Genomic DNA, 8,443 nt, shown 5'->3' with positions numbered 1-8,443 from the left:
AATTCAGAAAGGAACGACCTATGGGAGAAGGATTTTTTGATAAGTTTTTGTATTGGGCGACCACCATCGACACCACGCTCTTTGGCAAGGAGATGATCATACTCCTGCTGGGTACGGGAGTATTTTTAACCTTTAAAACACGCGGACTGCAATTCACCCACTTTATCCACTCGATGAAGCTGCTGTTTTCGAAAGAGTCCCGCTCTGTAAAAGGCACCGGCGACATTTCACCTTTTGCAGCGCTCATGACTGCGTTAGCCGCCACAGTCGGAAATGGCAACATTGCCGGCGTTGCCGTGGCAATTGCCATCGGCGGGCCGGGCGCGCCGGTTTATATGTGGATTGCCGCAATCTTTGGCATGGCCACCAAATACGCTGAGGGTTTTTTGGGGGTAAAATTTCGCGAGGTTGCCCCCAATGGCACCATGGCCGGCGGCCCCATGTATTATGTGAAAAACGGCTTAAAAAACAAGTCGCTCGGAAAGTTCCTGGGAGGAACATTTGCCGTTTGCGGCGCCATCGCCTGTCTGATCGGCACCGGTAATATGGCCCAGTCCAACTCGATGACTGCGGCACTGGCCAACACGTTAAACCAGGCCCTTCACGGCGGCACGGCCGCAGATATAGCGCCGACTCTGTATTACCTGGTCATTGGTGGTTCGATTGCCGCCCTGGTCGGCTTCGTTATTATCGGCGGTATCAAAAAAATCGGCCGGGTTTCAGAGAAAGTGGTGCCGGCGATGATCGCCTTTTACGTGCTCTTTTCTTTGATTATTATTGCGGTAAACTTTTCAGATATTCCGGCGGCGTTTGTGCTTATCTTCCAATCGGCTTTTGGCATCCAGCCTTTGGTTGGCGCGACGGTCGGCATTGCCATTCAGAGCGGAGTCAGCCGCGGCCTGCTCTCCAACGAGGCAGGGTTAGGTTCCGCGGCAATTGCCCAGGGCGCCTCAACTTCTGAAGACCCGACCAAGAACGGTCTCATCGCCATGACCGGCGTGTTTATCGATACGATTTTTGTAAATACCATGACCACCCTGACCATCGTGCTCACCGGGGCTTACGTTAAAACCCAGGCCTGGCAAGGTTTTGACGCACCGGATAATATCACCAGCATTCTGGTTACCCAAACTGCCTTCGACTCAGTTTTCCCGTACGGAATTGGCGGAGCGATTATCGCGTTTTCATCTTTCGTTTTCGGGTATACGACCTTGTTAGGATGGTCGTATTACGGCGAAAAATGCGTTGAATACTTAGGCGGTAACAAAATCATTATGCCGTATCGATATATTTTTATTGTCTTTCTTTTCTTTGGCGCAATCTTGACGCCGCTGGCCGGTGAAAGCATTAAATACCTGAATATTGTCTGGAGTCTCGGCAACATCGGCAATGCGCTCATGGCTATTCCCAACTTAGTCGGTCTGTTATTTCTCGCGGGTTTGGTGGCAAAAATAACCCGGGATCGGCTGAGTGGCACGGCGTAAAATTACCTCCTTCCAAGCTGCCGCTCGCTTGGCAAGGGCAGAAGGCGGGCAATGCTAAAAGCATTGGATACAGTTATTTTCTGATACACTAAGGCGAATGGTTTGTGTACTTTTCGCCTCACCTCTTCCTAAGCTCCTGCTTGGGAAGGGTAGCGCGGAACAATGCTGAAGCTCTACATTCCTGTTGTTTCTGCAGAGCGCTGCTTTAATTTTTGGAAAAACTGTTGTAAAAATTAATTTTCCAAAGTAAACACCATAATCCGGAGTCAGCCATGTCGGAAGAATGTATTGACGATATCAAAATAGTCGCTATCTGTGGAAGTGTCCGCCCCGGCAATTTCACATTGAAGGCGCTGCGTTTAGTGGAAGACGAGTTCAAAAAGAAAGGCATCGACGTCCAAGTAATCGATCCAAGCACCATGAACTTACCGCTGCCAGGTGCAAACGGCTCCCCATCTTCGGATTTGCAAACGCTCAAGGAATTAGTCAGTAATGCCACCGGCGTTGTCCTTTCCACACCGGAATACCACGGCAGCTACAGCAGTGTCATCAAACTGGTGATCGAAAACCTGGGATTCCCGTCTGTACTTTCGGGGAAACCTGTGGCTTTGCTTGGCGTCGCAGCAGGGGCAATCGGCGCAATTAAAGCACTTGAGCACCTGCGCAGCGTGTGCAGCCACATTGGTGCAATTGTGCTGCCCGGTCCGGTTTCTATCGCCGCAGTACACAATGTGTTTGATGACGATGGCAACTGCACAGACGAAAAAATTGAAAAAAGAATCCGCAGCGCTGCGACTAACTTGACAGATTATATCAAAGAAAATATTTGCCCTCGGATTGCGCTTGAGGAAATGGTGCGAAAAGAAGGTTAACCTGGCAAACGTGAGATGTAAGACGTGAAACGCGCCTCTTCTATTTTGAAATTTCAGGCTAGCAAGGATAGGTCTCACGTTTGACATTTCACGTTTCAAAAAACTCGCTGGGAAAAAAATGCCATCTTTCCTACAAAAAAAGTGCAAAAGTTTAGAGTATTACAAATCATAATCGATGGTTCAGTGATGAAAAAATTACCAAAGTATTTTATACTATTTTTTGTACTTTGCAGCTTACCCGGGGCAGTTTACAGCCAGAATGATAGCTTAGTCATCGGTACTTTCAATTGTGAGTTCTTAACCCGGCCTAAAGTTCATCTCAAATTCGGACTTCCGTTCAATATGGGTCAGGCTTCTTCGGCTGACCGGCAGCAATGGAATGCGCCAGGCTTCCGGGATGCCAGGTTTAATGAAGCAGCACGCGCGGTTGCCGGTGTCCTTCGGGAAATTAACGCGGACGTTCTCGCACTTACCGAAGTTGGAGACTCGACAGATGTTTTGGAGCTTCGTGATGAAATCAATAAGTTAGGAATTAACTATCCTCATGTGATCGTCGGTCGAACAAGAGATTTTACCACACGTCAGCATGTCGCGGTGTTATCGAAATTTCCGCTAAGCGATCCGGTTCTCCGCATACCGGGAAGAGAAATTTATCTGCAAGAGCCCGACGATCCTGAAACGGAAAAAGATACCGGCCTTAGTAAAGGCATGCGCGTCAAGATTTCAGCACATGGAAAGGAATTTTTGCTGTATGTGATACATCTGTCTTCAGAGCGGGGCGGCCACGAACAAGATCAACAGCGGATCGCCCAGGCCTCGATTGTCAGACGGCATTATTTGCCTCATTTGAAAAACAATGAGATGGTGATTGTTGCCGGTGATTTGAATGATAAAAAAGGCCAACCCGCCATCCATAGAATTAGAGGATTAGAGGACATTCACGAAGATCTCATCCAAACAGGCCTGGTGAATTTTTGGGATAGAGCTCAACTCGACAGCCGCTGGACTTATGAATTTCAGGGGGTCCGCCAACAGATCGACCATATCCTGCTCTCATTTTCGATTAAGGAAATTAGCAAATCAATTGCTGCCCGTAGCTTCGACCACAGGAATCATTTGGCTTCAGATCATCGCCCTTTGATCGTAACACTCCATCTTAAGAAATGATCAATGCCACTCAGCAGCCGGTGAAAGTTCATTGACCCCTGCAACCTAATCCGGATAAACCGGAACCAAAAAAAATAAAAGCGCACGCAAAGTCGCAGAGACGCAAAGAATACGCAAAGGTTTTTCTTTGCGATCCCTTTGCGCCTTTGCGTGAAATCTTTGCTTTTTGGGATTTGAATTTTCATTTCTTGCCAAAAAGCTTGTGCTCGAATGCTTTTATCGAGTATGGCAGAAAATTACTTGTCAGTTACTAATTCACTGCTCCTGCCAATTCTTCAAGCCATTCATATTTTTATTGTAAATTTCCCATTGAATCTATATATTAGCGCCTTAATTTCAATTAAACAAAATTAGATAAAGAATGATCGAACCAAAACTATTCTACCGCAATTTCGATGACCTGCTTAAGAAAATTGAGCAGGATGCGAGAGGTAAAAACTTCCTGCGTTCAATATTGAATGAAATTCATAAAAATTTTCAAGAGACCTTACATATTGGCAGTTTGCGATTGTATGAAGATAAAGGCGACAATTTTGAATTAACAGAAGCAATTGGCACACAACGTAACCCTGTTGCAAAAAAAATATCATCGCAAGACGAAGCTGTGCAAAAAGTGCTCAAACACGGAAGTTTCATTTATGATGAAAGACTGATGAGTATTGCCCCGGAGATGAGTAAACAGGACACATATGCTATCCCGGCCGCTATCCTTATAAGAAGCACGGAGCAGCGCTGGATTGCCGTTTTTGAATTAACAGAGGGTTGGGTTCGCGAAGAAGTGACTTTTTCCCTCAATGCCATCCGTTCGGCCCTGAATCAGCGACTTTACTCCGATGCCATTGAAACTGAATTAGAACAAGCGGCGCTCATTCAGAAAAGCCTGCTGCCCAATCACCTGCCCGAATTTCCCGGATACCAGATTGCCGGGCGATCCCAGCCAACCGAAATTGTCGGCGGGGATTTGTACGACTATTTTGAATTTGATGATGAGCTTCTCGGTGTTTGTCTTGGGGACGCCAGCGGTCACGGCATCCCGGCGGCGCTGCTGGTACGGGACATTGTTGTCGGTTTAAGAATGGGCCTGGAAAAACACATGAAGATGGTTTATACTCTGCAAAAACTGAATCAAGTCATTTACCGCAGTACCTACTCTTCACGCTTTGTTTCGCTATTCTACTGTGAGATCGAAAAAGACGGCCACATGATTTTCGTCAATGCCGGCCACCCGGCGCCGTTCTTGGTTCAGGGGAAACAAGTGACTGATTTGCCAGCAACCGGTCTCATTCTGGGCGCCCTGCCTGAAATCTCCCTGCACCGGTCTTACACTCGCATTGAACCAAACTCAGTCCTGCTACTTTACAGCGACGGCTTATTTGAGCGGGAAAATAGCAAAGGAGACCTTTTTGAAATTGACCGGCTGAAGGAGGTGGTAATCGAGAATCAGTCCAAAGATGCAGAAGAAATCCTGAAGCTAATCTTTGACAAAGTTTATGAATTTGGAAATCGCAGTAAGTGGGATGATGACAGTACGTTGGTTGTTATTAAGAGATTAGCGAATATTTAACTCCTCTCCCAAAAACTAACTCCCAAGTATCATCTTTGATAGACAATCTGACGATAATCAAAGAGTCATTAACTTAAATCTCTATGATAAATCGTCGCAACTATTACCGTCTGCTGCAGGTTCAGCCGGATGCCCCTTTCGAAGTGATCCGCGCCAGTTACCGCGCGTTGCTGAAAGAATTAAAAGTGCACCCTGATCTCGGCGGAGATCACTGGAATGCAAAAGTTTTAAACGAAGCTTATGCTACCCTGAGTGACAGAAACAGGCGGTCTGCCTATGATAAAAAACTTTATGAAAAATATACCAAGAAGCCTTTCCAGGAGTCAACAGATCAGAGGATGCCTTTTATCACTTTCTTTTGTCCGTTTTGTAAACGGCCGCTTGCCCGTCAGGCCAATCCAAACGAGCGCTGTGCTACCTGTCGCTCCCCGCTTAAATCTTTTGGCGAAGAAGAGTTAAAACAAAGCTGCCGCCGCACCATTGCACGCCGAAAAAAATCCGGCAAGATAAACTACTTCACCACCTGGCCGCAAAAAGGCATGGAAGCTGAAATGATTGATATTTCTCCGGAAGGGATGCGTTTCCGCTGTTGGGAAAAACTAAAATCGAAGTCGGTTATAAAAATCAGCGGACCCTCTTTGAAAGCAATTGCCGAGGTAAAGCATTCTTACAAAATTTTCTTAAAAGGTAGAACCATTTACACAGTTGGTGTGCATTTTTGCAGTGTTACCTTTTCCAACCAGAGTGGGGTGTTTTACTCAGCTGCTGCTTAAGATAGGCAGATTTCACTGCGACCCGGTAATATAATTCTCAAGCTGATGAATAACAAATTCCTGTTCGGAGATGACGGCCTTAACCACATCGCCAATCGAAATAACTCCAACCAGCTTCTCATCATCCAGGACCGGCAGGTGGCGGATTCGTTTGTCGGTCATCAGCGCCATGCAATCATCGATAGTCTGATCCGTGCGGATGCAGACTACACGGGAACTCATGATTGATTTCACCGGGATGTTTTTAGATGATTTTCCTTTGAGGATAACCTTCCTGGCGTAATCCCGTTCGGATAAAATACCTACTAACTTGTCGTCTTTCAGCACCAGCACAGCCCCGCAATTCTTCTCCGCCATCAGTTCGAGAGCCTGGAAAACCGGTGTATCGGGCTCAACTGACCAGACGTCTTGCCCCTTTCCTTGCAAAAGCTGATTGACATATTTCATAGCTTGACTCCTCAGTCAAAATTTACATTAAATAGAAAATTTATCAAAACCTCAACGATCCGGAAGAGCGAGGAGCGAAAACACGTTATCATGAATATAGTTTTGTTTTGTTGCGCTCTACGCTTTTCGCTCATCGCTCTTCGAAACATCAAAGCGTGGCGATTTCATATCTCCTTCAGAGCAGCCGTAAGCTCAGTAATCATCTGCTTGGCGTCGCCGAAAAGCATCAAAGAATTATCGGCTGCAAACAGGGGATTGGCAATCCCGGCAAAGCCCGGGCTGAGACTGCGCTTGATGACGACCACAGAACGGGCCATGTCCACGTTTAGAATCGGCATGCCGGCGATTGGAATCGAAGGGTCGGCCTCTCGCGCCAGGGGATTTACCACGTCGTTGGCCCCCACGACCAGGACCACATCCGTCTGTTCGAAAGAGGGATTGATCGTGTCCAGATCCTTTAATTTTTCGTAGGGAATGTGTGCCTCGGCCAGCAACACGTTCATGTGCCCCGGCATGCGTCCGGCAACCGGATGAATCGCAAACTCGACGTCAACTCCTTTCGATTCGAGCGTGTTTACCAGGTCTCGAATTGCATACTGGGCGTGGGCGACCGCCATACCGTATCCCGGAGCGATGACGACCCGCCGGGCGCCTTCTAACATCATCGCCACTTCTTCAGGTGAGGCAGCTTTAACCCGGCCGGCGTAAATATCTTCGCTCTCTTCCTCTGAGGCGACCTCGGCGCCAACCCCGGCAAAAATGATATTGGCGAGCGAGCGGTTCATGGCTTTCGACATGATAGCGGTGAGAATAAACCCGGCCGCGCCCACCAGCGAACCGGCAATGATCAGCACACTATTGTTCAAAACCCAACCGTGACCGGCTGCCGCAATCCCTGAGTAGGCGTTGAGCAGGGAGATCACCACCGGCATATCCGCGCCGCCAATGGCAATGACGGAAAGAACGCCAAGCAAAAGCGAGAGCACCAGAACCGCGATCAACAGCTTAACGGATAAAGGGTTGAGAACAAAAATGACTCCTAAAACAAGAATTGCAAGAATGATAACTGCATTTACTGCTTGTTGTAGAGTGAAAACAATTGGTGCACCACGCATGATGCCTTGCAATTTAGCAAATGCAATGAGGCTGCCGCTGAAAGTAACCGTGCCAATCAGTACGCTCAAAACAATGGTCGCAACGACATAGGCTTGCGGTTCACCGGTGAATCGAAAATATTCGGAAGCGGCAACGAGGGCTGAAGCACCCCCACCAAGGCCGTTGGAAATTGCCACCAATTGCGGCATGTCGGTCAATTGCACTTTTTGGGCGCAAAGCCGCCGATCGCTGAACCGATAATCAATCCCACAAGAATGTAGGTAAAGTCAACGATCTGTTTGTCAAGTAACGTAACAACAATGGCAATAAGCATTGCCAACATGGCAAGTAAATTGCCACGACGCGCGGTCTTGGGAGATCCTAGATTCTTCAGTCCCAGTATGAATAGCACCGCCGCTGCCAGGTAGGCTAGATTTGTCAAAGTCGGCATAGGTTCCGTTTACTTCTTATCTTTCTCCTTTTTGAACATTTCTAACATTCGATCCGTTACCATAAATCCACCGACAACGTTGATTGCGGCAAAGATGACTGCCAATAAACCGAGGATGGTTGCAATGGATGTCTGGCCCGAGCCAGCGCTCAACAAAGCCCCGACAATGGTGATTCCGGAAATCGCATTGGAACCGGACATCAACGGGGTATGCAAAAGTGGCGGCACTTTCGTGATGACTTCGAAGCCAACAAAAATTGCTAATACGAAAACATAAATAGAAAAAATCAGCTGCACTTCGGTCATAGAATTTCAACTCTCCTTTTTGAAAACAGTTCGAACCATTTCGTTTATAATCTCACCGTTGTGAGTAATACAGGCGCCTCTCGTTATCTCATCATTCAAATCGATGGTGCTGTTACCATCCTTGAAAAGGTGTTTGAACAAATTTGTGACATTTTTCGAATGCATTTGGCTGGCATGAACCGGAACCGTTCTGGCAATATTTACGACGCCAAAAACAGTTACGCCATATTTTTCAACAACCTCATTTTCTTTCGACAGGGAGCAGTTTCCGCCTTCTGCTACAG

Annotated in this window: 8 protein-coding genes and 1 pseudogene; 5 read left to right on the top strand and 4 right to left on the bottom strand. The window is 47.3% G+C overall.

Annotated features, from left to right (window positions below; genetic code table 11):
* Positions 1-20 precede the first annotated feature (20 nt).
* The 5 genes from IH879_14830 (at position 21) to IH879_14810 (ending at position 5,860) form a co-directional block, all read left to right on the top strand.
* Entirely contained in the window at positions 21-1,484 is a 1,464-nt protein-coding gene (locus IH879_14830; protein MCH7676207.1) for a sodium:alanine symporter family protein, read from the top strand.
* A 272-nt stretch (positions 1,485-1,756) separates the two neighbouring features.
* Positions 1,757-2,356 (top strand): NAD(P)H-dependent oxidoreductase, encoded by a 600-nt coding sequence (locus IH879_14825; GenBank protein MCH7676206.1) that lies wholly within the window; start codon positions 1,757-1,759, stop codon positions 2,354-2,356.
* A gap of 186 nt (positions 2,357-2,542) precedes the next feature.
* A complete protein-coding gene (locus tag IH879_14820; protein ID MCH7676205.1) occupies positions 2,543-3,523 on the top strand; it encodes an endonuclease/exonuclease/phosphatase family protein in 981 nt (326 codons plus the stop codon).
* 361 nt (positions 3,524-3,884) lie between these two features.
* Positions 3,885-5,087 carry a PP2C family protein-serine/threonine phosphatase gene (locus tag IH879_14815; protein ID MCH7676204.1) on the top strand — a complete coding sequence of 401 codons (1,203 nt, stop codon included), beginning with the start codon at positions 3,885-3,887 and terminating at the stop codon, positions 5,085-5,087.
* A gap of 83 nt (positions 5,088-5,170) precedes the next feature.
* Positions 5,171-5,860 (top strand): J domain-containing protein, encoded by a 690-nt coding sequence (locus IH879_14810; protein MCH7676203.1) that lies wholly within the window; start codon positions 5,171-5,173, stop codon positions 5,858-5,860.
* A 12-nt stretch (positions 5,861-5,872) separates the two neighbouring features.
* Here IH879_14810 and IH879_14805 read toward each other — a convergent pair whose 3' ends face one another.
* The 4 genes and pseudogenes from IH879_14805 to IH879_14790 form a co-directional block, all read right to left on the bottom strand.
* Complete coding sequence (locus IH879_14805) at positions 5,873-6,307, bottom strand: CBS domain-containing protein (protein ID MCH7676202.1); 435 nt, start codon at positions 6,305-6,307, stop codon at positions 5,873-5,875.
* A 164-nt stretch (positions 6,308-6,471) separates the two neighbouring features.
* A pseudogene (locus tag IH879_14800) lies at positions 6,472-7,853 on the bottom strand (NAD(P)(+) transhydrogenase (Re/Si-specific) subunit beta).
* A gap of 9 nt (positions 7,854-7,862) precedes the next feature.
* Positions 7,863-8,159 carry an NAD(P) transhydrogenase subunit alpha gene (locus tag IH879_14795; protein MCH7676201.1) on the bottom strand — a complete coding sequence of 99 codons (297 nt, stop codon included), beginning with the start codon at positions 8,157-8,159 and terminating at the stop codon, positions 7,863-7,865.
* A 6-nt stretch (positions 8,160-8,165) separates the two neighbouring features.
* Positions 8,166-8,443, bottom strand: a 278-nt coding sequence (locus IH879_14790; GenBank protein ID MCH7676200.1) for an NAD(P)(+) transhydrogenase (Re/Si-specific) subunit alpha, incomplete at its 5' end; no start/stop codon positions are given.

The sequence above is a fragment of the candidate division KSB1 bacterium genome (assembly GCA_022562085.1).
Classification (GTDB): domain Bacteria; phylum Zhuqueibacterota; class Zhuqueibacteria; order Oceanimicrobiales; family Oceanimicrobiaceae; genus Oceanimicrobium.
The sequence above is the reverse complement of the archived record's forward strand: the minus strand, read 5'-3'. Positions and strand labels throughout refer to the sequence as shown.